General features: G+C 70.7%; 12 protein-coding genes and 1 pseudogene. 10 read left to right on the top strand and 3 right to left on the bottom strand.

Going from position 1 to position 15,509, the window contains the following annotated elements:
* Positions 1-88 precede the first annotated feature (88 nt).
* From ACF1GV_RS01190 to ACF1GV_RS01205, 4 genes are all read left to right on the top strand, one after another.
* Positions 89-922, top strand: coding sequence for a helix-turn-helix domain-containing protein (locus ACF1GV_RS01190; RefSeq protein ID WP_391676764.1), 834 nt, complete (start codon positions 89-91; stop codon positions 920-922).
* Positions 923-930: 8 nt separating this feature from the next.
* Positions 931-1,119 carry a DUF397 domain-containing protein gene (locus ACF1GV_RS01195; protein ID WP_391676766.1) on the top strand — a complete coding sequence of 63 codons (189 nt, stop codon included), beginning with the start codon at positions 931-933 and terminating at the stop codon, positions 1,117-1,119.
* Between the two features lie 39 nt (positions 1,120-1,158).
* On the top strand, positions 1,159-3,432 hold the full coding sequence (locus ACF1GV_RS01200; RefSeq protein WP_391676768.1) for an ATP-dependent RecD-like DNA helicase: 2,274 nt from the start codon (positions 1,159-1,161) through the stop codon (positions 3,430-3,432).
* Positions 3,433-3,630: 198 nt separating this feature from the next.
* Positions 3,631-4,920, top strand: coding sequence for a citrate synthase (locus ACF1GV_RS01205; protein ID WP_363264858.1), 1,290 nt, complete (start codon positions 3,631-3,633; stop codon positions 4,918-4,920).
* Positions 4,921-5,567: 647 nt separating this feature from the next.
* Here the strand turns inward: ACF1GV_RS01205 and ACF1GV_RS01210 are convergent.
* Both ACF1GV_RS01210 and ACF1GV_RS01215 read right to left on the bottom strand, forming a co-directional pair.
* Complete coding sequence (locus tag ACF1GV_RS01210; RefSeq protein ID WP_391676769.1) at positions 5,568-7,814, bottom strand: heavy metal translocating P-type ATPase; 2,247 nt, start codon at positions 7,812-7,814, stop codon at positions 5,568-5,570.
* 102 nt (positions 7,815-7,916) lie between these two features.
* Positions 7,917-8,156, bottom strand: a complete 240-nt coding sequence (locus tag ACF1GV_RS01215; RefSeq protein ID WP_391676770.1) for a heavy-metal-associated domain-containing protein — start codon at positions 8,154-8,156, stop codon at positions 7,917-7,919.
* Positions 8,157-8,323: 167 nt separating this feature from the next.
* Between ACF1GV_RS01215 and ACF1GV_RS01220 the strand changes: the two genes are divergently transcribed.
* From ACF1GV_RS01220 to mmsA, 6 genes and pseudogenes are all read left to right on the top strand, one after another.
* Positions 8,324-9,361 carry a zinc-dependent alcohol dehydrogenase family protein gene (locus ACF1GV_RS01220; RefSeq protein ID WP_391676771.1) on the top strand — a complete coding sequence of 346 codons (1,038 nt, stop codon included), beginning with the start codon at positions 8,324-8,326 and terminating at the stop codon, positions 9,359-9,361.
* 313 nt (positions 9,362-9,674) lie between these two features.
* Positions 9,675-9,875: a helix-turn-helix transcriptional regulator gene (locus ACF1GV_RS01225; RefSeq protein ID WP_391676773.1), complete on the top strand. Its 201-nt coding sequence runs from the start codon at positions 9,675-9,677 to the stop codon at positions 9,873-9,875.
* Between the two features lie 617 nt (positions 9,876-10,492).
* Positions 10,493-11,443 carry a 5-dehydro-2-deoxygluconokinase gene (iolC, locus tag ACF1GV_RS01230; protein ID WP_391676774.1) on the top strand — a complete coding sequence of 317 codons (951 nt, stop codon included), beginning with the start codon at positions 10,493-10,495 and terminating at the stop codon, positions 11,441-11,443.
* Entirely contained in the window at positions 11,440-12,444 is a 1,005-nt protein-coding gene (locus tag ACF1GV_RS01235) for a deoxyribose-phosphate aldolase (protein ID WP_391676776.1), read from the top strand. The genes iolC and ACF1GV_RS01235 overlap by 4 nt, the downstream gene beginning before the upstream one ends.
* A gap of 83 nt (positions 12,445-12,527) precedes the next feature.
* A pseudogene (locus ACF1GV_RS01240) lies at positions 12,528-12,617 on the top strand (5-deoxy-glucuronate isomerase); the annotation flags it as partial.
* A 219-nt stretch (positions 12,618-12,836) separates the two neighbouring features.
* Positions 12,837-14,339 carry a CoA-acylating methylmalonate-semialdehyde dehydrogenase gene (gene mmsA / locus ACF1GV_RS01245; protein WP_391676778.1) on the top strand — a complete coding sequence of 501 codons (1,503 nt, stop codon included), beginning with the start codon at positions 12,837-12,839 and terminating at the stop codon, positions 14,337-14,339.
* Positions 14,340-14,400: 61 nt separating this feature from the next.
* Here mmsA and ACF1GV_RS01250 read toward each other — a convergent pair whose 3' ends face one another.
* Complete coding sequence (locus ACF1GV_RS01250) at positions 14,401-15,249, bottom strand: hypothetical protein (RefSeq protein ID WP_391676780.1); 849 nt, start codon at positions 15,247-15,249, stop codon at positions 14,401-14,403.
* Positions 15,250-15,509 lie beyond the last annotated feature (260 nt).

Below are 15,509 nucleotides of genomic sequence, written 5' to 3' on the forward strand. Positions count from 1 at the left end.
GAGGTTACATGTAACTTGGGGCAAGCTGATCGCGTAATCTGGCCCCAACGGGCGGCGTCGCACCATGTGTTGGAGCAAGGAGCAATTGATGGGCCCGAGGCGTGAACCGACCGCACGTGAGCTGCGCCTGGGGGCTGAGCTGCGCCGGCTCCGCGAGGCGGCGGGTCTCACCGCCATCGAGGCGGCTGCGCTGCTCGGGGTGAATCGAGTGCAGATCAGCCAGATCGAAGCCGGTGTCAAGGGTGTGAGTGAGCAGCGTCTGCGCCGGCTCGCCTCTCACTACGCCTGCACGGACGAGGATTTCGTCGACGCCTTGGTGACGATGGCCACCGACCGGAAGCGCGGTTGGTGGGAGGAGTACCGGGGGTTGCTGCCGACATCTTTCCTGGACTTGTCCGAGCTGGAGCATCACGCCCGGTTCCTGCACCACGTGGCCATCCTGTACGTGCCGGGTCTTTTGCAGACGGTGGACTACGCCCGTGCCGTCTTTTCCTCCAGGCTCCCTGAACTGACCGAGGAAGAACTGGAGTTGCGCATCCGGCATCGCCAGGAGCGCCAGAAGACCACGGTTCCCTACGTGGCCCTGATCCATGAGGCGGCGCTTCGGATCAGGGTCGGCGACCGTGCCACCTCGAAGGCTCAACTCGCCCGGCTCCTCGAACGCTCCGAGACGGACCACGCGACGGTGCGCGTCATCCCGTTCGACCGGGACGGTTTCGTGCCCTCGAGCGCGATGACGTACGCGGGTGGTCGCGTGCCCAAACTGGACACCGTGATGCGGGATGCTCCTCATGGCACCGTGCTGGTCGACTCCGAGGCCCAGCTCAGCATCTATCGAACGCGCTTCCGTATGGTGGAGGCTGTATCACTGGAACCGGACGCGTCCCGTGACTTCATCCACCGGCTGGCACAAGAGCTGTGAGGCCCTCCATGAATACCTGGCGGAAGTCTTCCTACTCGGGCGAGGGTGACGGCAACGAATGCGTCGAGATAGCCGCCACCCCCACCCACGCATCCGTCCGCGACTCCAAGGACCCCGCCCGAGCCACCCTCACCTTCCCGACCCCCGCCTTCGACGCCTTCCTCGGCGCACTGAAGGAGTCGAACCCCCACCCCTGAGCCGATCCCGCTGTCACACCCCACCGGTACCGTCGGATCATGGCTCAGCAGGAGGGGACCCCGAACGGCGGCACGGAGGCGCGGCGGCTCGCCACGCTCGAAGGCGTGCTCGAGCGCATCACGTACGCCAACGAGGACAACGGCTACACCGTGGCCCGGGTGGACACCGGCAGAGGCGCCGGCGATCTGCTCACGGTCGTCGGCGCGCTGCTCGGTGCCCAGGTGGGGGAGTCCCTGCGGATGGAGGGCCGCTGGGGCTCGCATCCGCAGTACGGCAAGCAGTTCCACGTCGAGAACTACACGACCGTCCTGCCGGCCACCGTCCAGGGCATCCGGCGTTATCTGGGGTCCGGGCTGGTCAAGGGCATCGGACCCGTCTTCGCCGACCGCATCACGCAGCATTTCGGGACGGACACCCTCCGGATCATCGAGGAGGAGCCCAAGCGGCTCGTCGAGGTGCCCGGACTCGGGCCGAAGCGGACCAAGAAGATCGCCGAGGCCTGGGAGGAGCAGAAGGCGATCAAGGAGGTCATGCTCTTCCTCCAGACCGTCGAGGTCTCCACCTCCATCGCCGTGCGCATCTACAAGAAGTACGGGGACGCGTCGATCCAGGTGGTCAAGGAGCAGCCCTACCGGCTCGCCGCCGACGTCTGGGGCATCGGCTTCCTCACCGCAGACAAGATCGCCCAGTCCGTGGGCATCCCGCACGACAGCCCCGAGCGCGTCAAGGCCGGTCTGCAGTACGCCCTGTCGCAGTCCGCCGACCAGGGGCACTGCTATCTGCCGGAGGAGAAGCTCATCTCCGACGCCGTCAAGCTGCTCGGCGTCGACACCGGGCTCGTCATCGAGTGCCTGGCCGAGCTGGCCCAGCCGGGCGAGGACGGCGAGGAGCCCGGGGTGGTCCGGGAGAAGGTGCCTGGGGTGGACACGGACGAGCCCGTCACCGCCGTCTACCTCGTCCCCTTCCACCGCGCCGAACTCTCCCTCTCCTCCCAGCTGCTGCGGCTCCTGCGCACCGACGAGGACCGGATGCCCGCCTTCCGCAGCGTCGAGTGGGACAAGGCGCTGGGCTGGCTGAAAACCCGCACCGGCGCCGACCTCGCGCCCGAGCAGGAGGCCGCCGTCAGACTGGCGCTGACCGAGAAGGTCGCCGTCCTCACCGGCGGCCCCGGCTGCGGCAAGTCCTTCACGGTCCGCTCGATCGTGGAGCTGGCCCGCGCCAAGCGGGCCAAGGTGCTGCTCGCCGCGCCCACCGGGCGGGCCGCCAAGCGGCTGGCCGAGCTGACCGGCGCCGAGGCCTCCACCGTGCACCGGCTGCTGGAACTGAAGCCCGGCGGGGACGCCGCCTACGACCGGGACCGGCCCCTGGACGCCGACCTCGTGGTCGTCGACGAGGCCTCCATGCTCGACCTGCTTCTCGCCAACAAGCTGGCCAAGGCCGTACCCCCGGGCGCCCACCTGCTCTTCGTCGGGGACGTCGACCAGCTGCCGAGCGTCGGCGCGGGCGAGGTGCTGCGGGATCTGCTCGCCGACGGCAGCCCCGTCCCCACCGTCCGTCTCACCCGGGTCTTCCGCCAGGCCCAGCAGTCCGGTGTCGTCACCAACGCGCACCGCATCAACGCCGGGCAGCACCCGCTCACCGACGGTCTGAAGGACTTCTTCCTCTTCGTCGAGGACGACACAGAGGAGGCCGGGCGGCTCACCGTCGATGTGGCGGCCCGGCGGATTCCGGCCAAGTTCGGCCTCGACCCGCGACGGGACGTGCAGGTGCTCGCGCCGATGCACCGTGGGCCCGCGGGCGCCGGCGCGCTCAACGGGCTGCTTCAACAGGCCATCACGCCCGGCCGGCCCGATCTGCCGGAGAAGCGCTTCGGCGGGCGGGTGTTCCGTGTCGGCGACAAGGTCACCCAGATCCGCAACAATTATGACAAGGGGGAGAACGGTGTCTTCAACGGCACCGTCGGCGTGGTCACCTCGCTCGACCCGGTCGACCAGCGCCTGACGGTGCTGACCGACGAGGACGAGGAGGTGCCGTACGACTTCGACGAACTGGACGAGCTGGCGCACGCCTATGCGGTGACCATCCATCGCTCGCAGGGCAGCGAGTATCCCGCCGTGGTGATCCCGGTCACCACCGGCGCCTGGATGATGCTGCAGCGGAACCTGCTGTACACCGCGGTGACCCGGGCCAAGAAGCTGGTCGTGCTCGTCGGTTCACGCAAGGCGATCGGTCAGGCGGTGAGGACGGTGTCCGCGGGGCGGCGGTGCACGGCCCTGGACTTCCGGCTCACGGGGGCCGTCGGAAGAAAATGATCGATCAAATGAGTCGTGAAGGTCACAGAGCACTTCCAGATGGGCAGGGAAGGGGGCAGGATGTGCAAGTTGGCGGCACTGAGTGCCGTCGATAAGCCCAATGGTCGACCCCGAGTGCACTCTCCTGAGCCAAATGGGGGATGGTAGAGACAGTCAGGGCAACCTCGAAGATGAGGCACAACGTCGGTGAGGGAAGACGTGAGCGACAACTCTGTAGTACTGCGGTACGACGGCAATGAGTACACCTACCCGGTGGTCGACAGCACCGTCGGCGACAAGGGCTTCGACATCGGGAAGCTGCGCGCCCAGACCGGTCTGGTGACCCTGGACAGCGGGTACGGCAACACCGCCGCCTATAAATCGGCCATCACCTACCTCGACGGTGAGGCCGGCATCCTCCGGTACCGCGGTTACCCCATCGAGCAGCTGGCCGAGCGATCCACCTTCCTGGAGGTCGCCTACCTGCTGATCAACGGCGAGCTGCCGACCGTCGACCAGCTCACCGCGTTCAAGGACGAGATCACGCGGCACACCCTGCTGCACGAGGACGTCAAGAACTTCTACAAGGGCTTCCCCCGCGACGCCCACCCGATGGCCATGCTGTCGTCGGTCGTCTCCGCGCTGTCCACGTTCTACCAGGACAGCCACAACCCGTTCGACGAGAAGCAGCGCGACCTCTCCACCATCCGCCTGCTCGCGAAGCTGCCGACGATCGCTGCCTACGCGTACAAGAAGTCGATCGGTCACCCCTTCGTCTACCCGCGCAACGACCTCGGGTACGTCGAGAACTTCCTGCGCATGACCTTCTCGGTCCCGGCCCAGGAGTACGACCTGGACCCGGTCGTCGTCTCCGCGCTGGACAAGCTGCTGATCCTGCACGCGGACCACGAGCAGAACTGTTCGACCTCCACGGTCCGCCTGGTGGGCTCCTCGCAGGCGAACATGTTCGCCTCGATCTCCGCCGGCATCAACGCCCTGTGGGGCCCGCTGCACGGTGGCGCCAACCAGTCCGTGCTGGAGATGCTCGAGGGCATCCGCGACTCCGGCGGCGACGTCGACACCTTCATCCGCAAGGTGAAGAACAAGGAGGACGGCGTCCGCCTGATGGGCTTCGGCCACCGGGTCTACAAGAACTTCGACCCGCGCGCCAAGATCATCAAGGCCGCCGCGCACGACGTGCTCTCCGCGCTCGGCAAGAGCGACGAGCTGCTGGACATCGCGCTCAAGCTCGAGGAGCACGCGCTCTCCGACGACTACTTCACCGAGCGCAAGCTCTACCCGAACGTCGACTTCTACACCGGCCTGATCTACCGGGCCATGGGCTTCCCGACCGAGATGTTCACGGTCCTCTTCGCCCTCGGCCGCCTCCCGGGCTGGATCGCCCAGTGGCACGAGATGATCAAGGAGCCCGGCTCCCGCATCGGCCGCCCGCGCCAGATCTACACCGGCGTCGTCGAGCGCGACTTCGTTCCCGTCGAGGAGCGCTGAGCCCTACCTCGGGTCCGCACAGAGCCGTACCTCGCGGTCCGCACAGAGCCGTGACGAACGCTCGTGGTGTGCCCCGTATCCGCTGACGCGGGTGCGGGGCACACCCGTAGGTACATGGCGGAGGTAAGCGGAAGGCGCCCCGGTGCGTCAGTCCCCCCACGGGCTGACGACCAGGGCGCCTTCCCGTGTCCCGGTGCGGATTCCCCCCACGGGATCCGGCCGGGCGCTTGTGAGAAAACAGCGCCTGAATCGCTGTGATGAGCACGGCGAGCGAGCCCGCCGTACGCCAGTGATGTGTGCCGGGACGGCGCACGCTGGGAGGGCCGCTCAAAGCTTCCCGGTGTACGCGTCCCGGCAACGCAGCTCTGGAGAAGTCCCCCAAGACGACTCCAGATGTCGGTCGGCGCCCCCCAAGACGCTTCCCGACATCGCCAACTTAGACCTTCGAACCCCTTCGATGGTTACCTTCACATCACTGTGATCTGTGTCTCTTGCATATGTCCTTTAGATGCGCAAGAGCCCCGATATGACGATCGGGACCCCCGCGTAAGGAAGATGCGCGAGGCTTGTGAAGAGCTTATGTGAGGTCCGCGCCGGACTCCAGAGGAGTTCGGTCCTTGGGCTGTGACGAACACATCACACACAGTTCATCGGAACGCCCGCAGCCGCAGGCTGTTCGTCACCACGAACACCGAGGAGAACGCCATCGCCGCCCCCGCGATCATCGGGTTCAGCAGCCCCGCCGCCGCCAGCGGCAGCGCGGCCACGTTGTAGCCGAAGGCCCACACCAGATTGCCCTTGATCGTGGACAGCGTCCGCCGGGACAGCCGGATCGCGTCCGCGGCCACCCGCAGATCCCCGCGCACCAGCGTCAGATCGCCGGCCTCGATCGCCGCGTCCGTGCCCGTGCCCATCGCGAGCCCCAGATCGGCCGTGGCGAGCGCCGCCGCGTCGTTGACGCCGTCACCGACCATGGCGACCGTCCGCCCCTCGCCCTGCAGCCGCCGTACGACGTCCACCTTGTCCTCGGGCAGCACCTCGGCGTACACGTGCCCGGCGTCGATGCCGACGCTTCGCGCCACCGCCTCGGCGACCGTCCGGTTGTCCCCGGTCAGCAGCACCGGCGTCAGACCGAGCCCGCGCAGCCGCGCGACGGCTTCCGCGCTGGTCTCCTTCACGGCGTCCGCCACCGCGAGCACCCCGCGCGCTTCGCCGTCCCAGCCGACGACGACCGCCGTACGACCGCCCCGTTCGGCTTCTTCCCGCACCCGGGCCAGCTCCGGCGGCAGCGCGTCGAAGAGGCGCCCCGCGAACACCTCGCGCCCGTCCACACGCCCGCGTACGCCCCGACCGGGCACGTTCGTGAAGTCCTCCACGCCGGGCAGCGCACCGGCCCGCTCCTCCGCGCCGGCCGCGATCGCGCGGGCGATCGGATGCTCGGAGGCGTGCTCCAGGGCGCCCGCGAACCGCAGCACCTCCTTCTCGTCGGCGCCGTCGGCCACGTACACCTCCTGAAGGGTCATGCGGCCGGTGGTGACCGTGCCCGTCTTGTCCAGGACGACGGTGTCGACGCGGCGGGTGGACTCCAGCACCTCGGGGCCCTTGATGAGGATGCCGAGCTGCGCGCCGCGCCCGGTGCCCACCATCAGCGCGGTCGGCGTGGCCAGGCCCAGCGCGCACGGGCAGGCGATGATCAGTACGGCGACGGCGGCCGTGAACGCGGCGTTCGCGTCGCCGGTCGCGCCCAGCCAGCCGCCGCAGGTGGTGGCCGCGATCAGCAGGACGACGGGCACGAAGATCCCGGAGATGCGGTCGGCGAGCCGCTGCACCTGGGCCTTGCCGCTCTGGGCGTCCTCGACCAGCTTGGCCATGCGGGCGAGCTGCGTGTCCGCACCGACACGGGTGGCCTCGACGACCAGCCGGCCCCCGGCGTTGACGGTCGCCCCCGTCACCGCGTCCCCGGTGCCCACGTCGACCGGCACCGACTCACCGGTCAGCATCGACGCGTCGACGGCGGAGACGCCCTCGACCACCGTGCCGTCGGTGGCGATCTTCTCGCCCGGCCGGACCACGAACCGGTCGCCGACGGCGAGCCGGGACACCGGAATGCGCACCTCGCGGCCGGCGCGCAGCACGGCCACGTCCTTCGCACCCAGCTCCATCAGCGCCCGCAGCGCGGCACCGGCGCGGCGCTTGGAGCGGGCCTCCAGGTACCGGCCGAGCAGGATGAACGCGGTGACGCCCGCGGCGACCTCCAGATACAGCGTGGAGGAGGCATCGCCGCGCGCGGGCGTGAGGTCGAAGCCGTGCCGCATGCCGGGCATGCCGGCGTCACCGAGGAACAGCGCCCACAGCGACCAGCCGAACGCGGCGGCCGTACCGACCGAGACGAGGGTGTCCATGGTGGCCGCGCCGTGCCGCAGATTGGTCCACGTGGCCTTGTGGAAGGGCCACGCGCCCCAGACGACGACGGGTGCGGCGAGGGTCAGCGACAGCCACTGCCAGTTGTCGAACTGCAGGGACGGCACCATCGACAGCAGGACGACCGGCGCGGCGAGCACGGCGGAGACGATCAGCCGCTGACGCAACGCGGCCAGTTCGGGGTCCGGCTGGACCGCGGTGTCCTGCGGCTCCTCGGGCGGCGGCGCCGGCTCCTCGGCGGTGTATCCCGTCTTCTCCACCGTGGCGATCAGGTCGGCGACCTCCAGGCCGGCGGGGTAGACCACCTTCGCCTTCTCCGTCGCGAAGTTCACCGTGGCGGTGACGCCGTCCATCCGGTTGAGCTTCTTCTCCACGCGCGCGGCGCAGGACGCACAGGTCATCCCGCCGATGAGCAGCTCGACTTGGGAGGTCTCGGCGGAGGCGGTCATGGGTGCCGGTGCGGTGCTGGTCATGCGCGTACTCCTGGGAACGGACCGGGGCCGTACGGATCCAGTATCAGCCGGTCGGTACGGCCCGGGTCGGGACGGTTGCGCGAGGGTGCGCGGCGGCGCGGCTCAGGCCTTGCCGACGAGCTCGTAGCCGGCCTCGTCGACGGCGGCGCGCACGGCCTCCTCGTCCAGCGGGGCGGCGGAGACGACGGTGACCTCGCCGGCGGCGGCGACGGCCTGCACGGAGGTGACGCCGGGAATCTGGGAGATCTCGGCGGAGACGGAGCCCTCGCAGTGTCCGCAGCTCATGCCGCTCACCTTGTAGACGGTGGTGACGGAACCAGGGGTGTCGGTGTGGGCGGTCATGTCATTACTCCTCATCGAAGCATGTGGGGTCGGTGGGGGCCCGCGCGGGCCGCCACACTCTCAGATTATACCCCTAGGGGGTATGGCGCCATCGCCGGGCCACCCGTCGGCGCGTCGGCAGCCGCCGGATACCGTGCGGAAGACGGCCGGGGGTGAGGGAGAGACCTATGCGCGCTGTGGTGTTCGAGCGGTTCGGTGAGCGGGCCGAGGTACGGCAGGTGCCGGACCCGGCGCCCGCCGAGCACGGCGTCGTCGTGCGGGTGGCGGCCACAGGGCTGTGCCGCAGCGACTGGCACGGCTGGCAGGGCCACGACCCCGACATCAGCCTTCCGCATGTCCCCGGGCACGAGCTGGCCGGGGTGGTGGAGGCCGTGGGCGCCCGGGTGACCCGCTGGCGGCCCGGCGACCGGGTCACCGTGCCCTTCGTCTGCGCTTGCGGCGGCTGCGCCGCCTGCGCGGCCGGCGACCAGCAGGTGTGCGAGCGGCAGACCCAGCCCGGCTTCACCCACTGGGGGTCGTTCGCCGAGTACGTGGCCCTCGACCACGCGGACGTGAACCTCGTCGCCGTGCCCGAGGAGATGACCTTCGCGACGGCCGCCTCGCTCGGCTGCCGGTTCGCCACGGCGTTCCGCGCGGTGGTGCAGCAGGGCAGGGTCGCGGCGGGGGAGTGGGTCGCGGTGCACGGTTGCGGGGGCGTGGGCCTGTCCGCGGTGATGATCGCGGCCGCATCGGGCGCCCGGGTGGTCGCGGTCGACGTCTCGCCCCGGGCCCTGGAACTGGCGCGCGGCTTCGGCGCGGTGGAGTGCGTGGACGCGGGTCGCGTCACGGACACTGCCGCCGCTGTACGGGACGTCACCGGCGGCGGCGCCCACCTCTCCCTGGACGCCCTCGGCGCACCCTTCACCTGCGCGGCCTCCGTGAACTCCCTGCGCCGCCGCGGCCGTCACGTCCAGGTCGGACTGCTTCCCTCCGCCGACGGCACCACGCCCGTGCCCATGGCCCGCGCCATCGCCCTGGAGCTGGAACTGCTCGGCAGCCACGGCATGGCCGCGCACACCTACCCGGCGATGCTGGAGCTGGTCGGGGCCGGCGCCCTGCGCCCCGACCTGCTGGTCACCTCCACCATCCCGCTGGCGGACGCCCCGGCCGCGCTGGCGGCGATGGGCGCGGCGGCGGGCGCGGGCGTGACGGTCATCGAACCCTGACGGTGACCGACCTCGCCGCCCGGCGGCACTGAGCCCCGGCGGTGGTCCACCTCGCCGCCCGGCGGCGCGAGCGCAACGCGTCGCGCGCCGGCGCCGGTGTACGCGTTTGTTGCACTCGTGTCACGAACGTCCCGCTCCTGTCGCATATGTCGCGCATACGCGGGCGTTGCGTCACGCGCGTTCGACAGCCCCTGCCCACCCGCCGTCCGCGTCGTTCACCGAGCAGACGCTTGGTGATCGCCGGCGCAGCGCCCGGCTCCCTCGACGGCCGCCCGACGGCCGCCGCTGTGGCGCACGCAGGGAGGTGCACGACATGACCGACCGCAGGCTCTGGTCGTACAAGGAGATCGCGGCACACATCAATGTGCAGCCGGACACCGTCCGTTCCTACCGCAAGCACGGACTGCTGCCGCCGCCCGACCAGGTGGAGAGCGGCAAGCCCTACTGGTACGCCGACACCGTCCGGGCCTGGGTGGCATCCCGCCCGCGCAACCGGGGCCGCAGGCAGGACTGACACGCCCGGCCCGTCTCTCTCCGTACCCATGCAGCGAGGCGGGCCGGGCCCGCTGCGACAGGCCCGGCCCGCCGGCTTCCCCGCCGTCCCCCCCCGCGGATACGCGACCGGCTCGCCGCACAGCCTGCCGTCAGTGCCGCGTGCGGGTCTTGGAGAAATCCGCACCCCCCGAACGGGCCGTCGTGACACCGCCCGCCGCCGGCAGCAGGCGCATCGCCTCGCCGCTGATCCGGTCGGCCATCGGGGACCCGCCCGGCGTGAGTCGTCGCGCCGCCGCGAACCGGCCCAGCGGCCTTCGGGCTCAGCCCTGTCTGCCGGTGGAACCGGCTCTCCAGCTGCCGCACGCTCCGGCCGGCCTCCTGCGCCACGTCATCCGCCCCCCTCCCACGTAACGCTGGAGGGAACTCATGGCGTTACGACCCGGCCGCGCACGGAAGGTGAACGGGGAGAGGGGTGCCGGCGCTCGCCGGGCACACCTGCGCTGACAGAATCTCGTCCGAATGTCCGGACAAAGCATTGACAGGGATTCGCGTACGGGACTAGAAAACCGGGGAGAGCCGGGACGGCCGGGAGAGACGGCAGCGCGCCGGGACCTCCCGGGTGACGAAGGGAAGCCGATGGCGTACGACCTGATCACCATGGGGCGGATCGGCGTGGACCTGTACCCGTTGCAGACCGGGGTCCCGCTGTCCGAGGTGACCACCTTCGGGAAGTTCCTCGGCGGCTCCGCCACCAACGTCGCCGTCGCCGCCGCCCGCCTCGGCCGCCGTACGGCCGTCATCACCCGCACCGGCGACGACCCGTTCGGCACCTACCTGCACGAGGCGCTGCGCGGCTTCGGCGTCGACGACCGCTGGGTGACCCCCGTACCGGGACTGCCCACCCCCGTCACCTTCTGCGAGGTGTTCCCGCCGGACGACTTCCCGCTGTACTTCTACCGCCGGCCCAAGGCCCCCGACCTGGAGATCGACCCCCACCAGCTCGATCTGGACGCGATCCGCGCGGCACGCGTCTTCTGGGTCACGGGCACCGGCCTGAGCGAGGAGCCCAGCCGCACGGCGACCCTGAGCGCCCTCGCCCACCGCGCCAAGGCCGGCCATACGGTCTTCGACCTGGACTGGCGCCCGATGTTCTGGGCCGACCCGGACGCCGCCCGTCCCTTCTACGCCGAGGCCCTGCGCCACTCCACCGTCGCCGTCGGCAACCTCGACGAGGTGGAGGTCGCCACGGGCCACCGCGATCCGCACGCCGCCGCCCGCGCGCTGCTGGCCGACGGGGTCGAGCTGGCCGTCGTCAAACAGGGACCCAAGGGCGTCCTCGCCGTCCACCGCGACGGGGACACCGCCGAGGTCCCACCGCTACCGGTGAACGTGCTGAACGGCCTGGGCGCCGGCGACGCCTTCGGCGGCTCCCTGTGCCACGGGTTGCTCGCCGGCTGGGACCTGGAGACCACCATGCGCCACGCCAACGCCGCCGGCGCCATCGTCGCCTCCCGTCTGGAGTGCTCCTCCGCGATGCCGACGTCCGCCGAGGTGAAGGCCGCCCTGGACGCGGGGGCGGTCCGGTGAGAGCGGGGAGGGTCGGCGGGGCCGACCACCACCTGCCGTACGAGGACGGCGGCGGATCCGGGCACCCGGGCCACGGCGGACCCACCGTCGTGGTCGATGTCGCCGAACTCGTCCGCATCCGCAGCCATCACCCCGAGGCGATCGCCGAGGCCGCCGCCCGCCGTGCGCGCCGGCCGCTGCTCGCCGAGGCCGGGCGGCTGATGATCGTCGCCGCCGACCACCCGGCGCGCGGCGCCCTCGGCGTCGGCGGCCGGCACCTGGCGATGGCCGACCGGGCCGACCTGCTGCGCCGGCTGTGCGTCGCGCTCGCCCGCCCCGGCGTCGACGGCGTCCTCGCCACCGCCGACATCCTGGAGGACCTGCTGCTGCTCGGCGCCCTGGACGGCAAGGTCGCCATGGGCTCGATGAACCGCGGGGGACTGGCCGGCGCCCGCTTCGAGCTGGACGACCGCTTCACCGGCCACCGGCCCGAGGACATCGAGCGGCTCGGCTTCGACGCGGGCAAGCTGCTGCTGCGTATCGACTACGACGATCCCGGCTCGCTCGCCACGCTGGAGGCCGCCGCCCGCGCCGTCGACGCGATGGCCGCACGCCGGCTGCCGGTCTTCGTCGAGCCGTTCATCAGCCGCCGCGGCGCCGACGGCCGGCTGCGCAACGACCTGTCGGCCGAGGCCGTGATCCGTTCGATCACGATCGCCTCGGGCCTGGGCGGCAGTTCGGCCTACACCTGGCTGAAGGTGCCGGTCACCGACGACCCCGACGACATGCCCGCGGTGATGGCCGCCTCCACGCTGCCCGCCGTGCTGCTCGGCGGTGACGTCGGTGACGGCGACGACGACCGGGCCGCCGCGTTCGAGAAGTGGCGCGGCGCGCTGCGGCTGCCCACCGTGCGCGGCCTGATGGTCGGCCGTTCCCTGCTCTACCCGCCGGACGGCGACGTGGCCGCCGCCGTCGACGCGGCCGTCGCCCTGCTGCCCGGGCGACCGGGACGGACACCGTGAACACGATCCCCTACCTCGCGCCCCACGCTGCTTGTACGGTGCAGTCAGCGCCCGGTACCGCGGGTGAGGGAATCCCACCGAACGCCTCCGGCGCGGGAGGCCGCTTCGCCCTGGCAGGAGCGAAGTGCGAGCGACGACTCCCCGCCCGCTACGGCCCCGCGCCGGAGGTCCCCTCCGACCGTTCCCCCTCCCTCCCCATCCCTCCTCATCCGCCCCGGTGTCTATGCCGACGCCCAAACGGCAGACAGAGTGTCGGGCGCGCCGCCCGCCCCGGCCTGCTGGGATGTATACGTGCCGCGAGCGCGACCCACCCGTCGGCCCTCCCGGCACACGAGCACTACCCACGGCAACGTCTTGACCCGACGCCGCCATCTGCGAAGGAGTAACTGGGCATGACGAAGATCGTCAACCACTGGATCGGCGGCAAGACCGCCGAGGGCACGTCGGGCACCTACGGTCCGGTCACCGACCCGGCGACCGGCGAGGTCACCACGAAGGTCGCCTTCGCGTCGGTGGAGGAGGTGGACGCGGCCGTCGCGGCGGCCCAGGACGCCTTCGCCACCTGGGGCCAGTCGTCGCTGGCCCAGCGCACGACGATCATGTTCCGCTTCCGGGCGCTGCTGGACGCGCACCGCGACGAGATCGCCGCGCTGATCACCGCCGAGCACGGCAAGGTGCACTCCGACGCGCTCGGTGAGGTGGCCCGCGGCCTGGAGATCGTCGACCTGGCGTGCGGGATCAACGTCCAGCTCAAGGGGGAGCTGTCCACCCAGGTCGCCAGCCGGGTCGACGTCTCCTCGATCCGCCAGCCGCTGGGCGTGGTCGCGGGCATCACACCGTTCAACTTCCCGGCGATGGTGCCGATGTGGATGTTCCCGATGGCCATCGCGTGCGGCAACACCTTCGTGCTCAAGCCGAGCGAGAAGGACCCGTCGGCCTCGATCCGCATCGCCGAGCTGCTCGCGGAGGCCGGGCTGCCGGACGGCGTGTTCAACGTCGTGCACGGCGACAAGGTGGCCGTGGACCGGCTGCTGGAGCACCCGGACGTCAAGGCGGTGTCCTTCGTCGGCTCCACCCCGATCGCCCGCTACATCCACACCACGGCCTCCGCCAACGGCAAGCGGGTGCAGGCCCTCGGCGGCGCCAAGAACCACATGCTGGTCCTGCCCGACGCCGACCTCGACGCCGCCGCCGATGCGGCCGTCTCCGCCGCCTACGGCTCCGCCGGTGAGCGCTGCATGGCGATCTCCGCGGTCGTCGCGGTGGGCGCGATCGGCGACACGCTGGTGGAGAAGATCCGTGAGCGCGCCGAGAAGATCAAGATCGGTCCGGGCAACGACCCGGCGTCCGAGATGGGCCCGCTGATCACCAAGGCCCACCGGGACAAGGTCGCCTCCTACGTCGAGGGCGCCGCCGCCGAGGGCTGCGAGGTCGTCCTGGACGGCACCGGTTACACCGTCGAGGGCTTCGAGGACGGCCACTGGATCGGTCTGTCCCTGCTGGACAAGGTGCCGGCCGGCGCCAAGGCGTACCAGGACGAGATCTTCGGCCCGGTGCTGTGCGTGCTGCGCGCGGACACCTACGAGGAGGGCGTGGCCCTCATCAACGCCTCGCCGTTCGGCAACGGCACCGCGATCTTCACCCGGGACGGCGGCGCCGCGCGCCGCTTCCAGCTGGAGATCGAGGCCGGCATGGTCGGCGTGAACGTCCCGATCCCGGTGCCGGTGGGCTACCACTCCTTCGGCGGCTGGAAGGACTCCCTCTTCGGCGACCACCACATCTACGGCAACGACGGCACGCACTTCTACACCCGCGGCAAGGTCGTCACCACCCGCTGGCCCGACCCGGCCGACGCCCCGGCGGGCGTGGACCTGGGCTTCCCGCGCAACCACTGACGCGTCCGCGTGACACCGGTGCCCCGCGCCTCCGAGGGGAGGGCGGGGCACCGGCGTGTGGTCAGCCCTGCTGCTGTTGCCGCGCCTTGATCGCGTCGGTGAGGTCCCCGGTCTGCGCGGCGGGCGGCGCCGTGACGGTCGCCGTGGCGCCGAACTTCTCGAAGTCCATGGTGACCGTCGCCCTGCCGAGCTGCTGCTTCATGCGCACCGGCAGGTCTTTGCCGTTGACCCAGACGTCCATGGTGATCGAGTCGACGCCGCCGGTCATGGAGCTGAAGAGGTTGTCGTCGTCACCGTAGGCCTCCTTGAGCCGGCCCATGTGCGCCCGGTCGATGACGGCCTTGTAGTGGTGGGCCCGCTGCCCGTCGACGGTCTCGGTGCCCAGGTCGTCGACGTCGTTCGCGTACTTCAGGCCCCTCATGGAAGCCGAGGGGCTGCCGGCGCCGCTGCTGCCGTTCATCGCCTGGGCGCCCTTGTCGCCGAAGAGCGCCGACGCGTCGACCTTCATCCACTCCTTGCCCTTGAGCGGGCCGGAGGGCTGCGGGTCGATGTCGTAGTAGTAGGCGCCGCCCAGGAAGATCATGCGGGTCTTCGGGGCCGCGTGCACCTGCTGCATCTGGGCGGCCTTGGTGTCCATCTCGACGTCGAAGGCGAAACCCTTGCCCCAGGAGTAGGTGCCCTCCGCGGTGACCGGCGGGTGGCCGTTGCCGAGGTCGGTGCTCATGCGCACTTCGGCCGAGCCGAGGTTCTGCGTCTGGTCCGTCGCCCGGCTCAGCGCCGCCATGATCCGGCTCTGCGCGGTCTCGGCGACATCGGCCGCCTTCTTCGTCGTCTGCGCGCCGCACGCGGACACGGTCAGCAGCGCCGCCGCCGTGAACCCCACCCAGACGGCTGTGTGCTTCAGCTTCATGAGTCCCCACCCGTAGCTGTGATTCAACTGTGTCGCCGACTCTATCGGCCCCCTCTGACAACACCGGCCGGGGTCCAGAGGCCCTCCGTGGCCGTCCGGATACCGGACACGCTGACATTTTTTTGACACCTTGGCTGCGGTTCCCGTTTACCCCGGACGAAACGGGTGGCGAAGGGGTAAAGCCTAGATGATCTTGGAAAGCAAGGTCATACGGCGGACAGTCTTGTTGGTACCGCCAATAGGACGTCGCGGCCTAGGAA

The organism is Streptomyces sp. NPDC014006 (assembly GCF_043088925.1).
Taxonomy (GTDB): domain Bacteria; phylum Actinomycetota; class Actinomycetes; order Streptomycetales; family Streptomycetaceae; genus Streptomyces.